This window comes from Bacillus sp. CR71, assembly GCF_003429245.1.
Taxonomy (GTDB): domain Bacteria; phylum Bacillota; class Bacilli; order Bacillales; family Bacillaceae_G; genus Bacillus_A; species Bacillus_A thuringiensis_S.
In genome coordinates this window covers 2,719,458-2,720,077 of record NZ_CP031748.1, presented here as the reverse complement: position 1 = coordinate 2,720,077, position 620 = coordinate 2,719,458, and the positions used below count along the sequence as shown (strand labels likewise).

Here is a 620-nt window from a genome sequence, read left to right as displayed (position 1 = left end):
CTAATTATTCCTTTCTTCATGCTGTAATACTTAATAGACAACCTAAACAATAAAGTTGTTCCACATTTACAAAAAAAACAATTAAATATAAGATGAAGTAGGCTACATAAGGGAGGGTTATATGTTACATACAAAAAGATGGAGATTATTTGCGTTTCTTTCTATTGTAGGTTTGATTTTACTAATTTTATTAAAAATCAACTTCATTTCAATTACTATCGCAACTTCTTCAGCTGAAAGAGGAAAGATTTTTGATCAAAATGGTGTAATACTAGCTACAAATAAGAAAGTTAAGTCTCTATATTGCACTTCTAATGATGAAAAGCTATCGAAACAAGATACATCAAGCACATTAGCTTTTTTCAATCAATTTTCAAGCGAGTTTCAACATGATATTTCTACAGAGAACATAAAATCTCAATTACAACAATCTTGTAAAAAGCAGACTATGAATGATATACCGTTATACTCTGATATAACTGAGAATGAACTTGCATTCATAAACAAAAACAAACCCAATAATGTAATAATTAAAGATGAATGGATTCGATATTATCCTAAACACGAAATTGGTTCACAAGTAATTGGGTATGTAGAAAATGACCTTAATTCAAAGCATA

1 pseudogene is annotated in these 620 nt (G+C 28.4%); it reads left to right on the top strand.

The annotated features are described in order from the left end of the window. Positions 1-121: 121 nt before the first annotated feature. Positions 122-620, top strand: a pseudogene (locus tag DOS87_RS13585) (penicillin-binding protein 2); the annotation flags it as partial.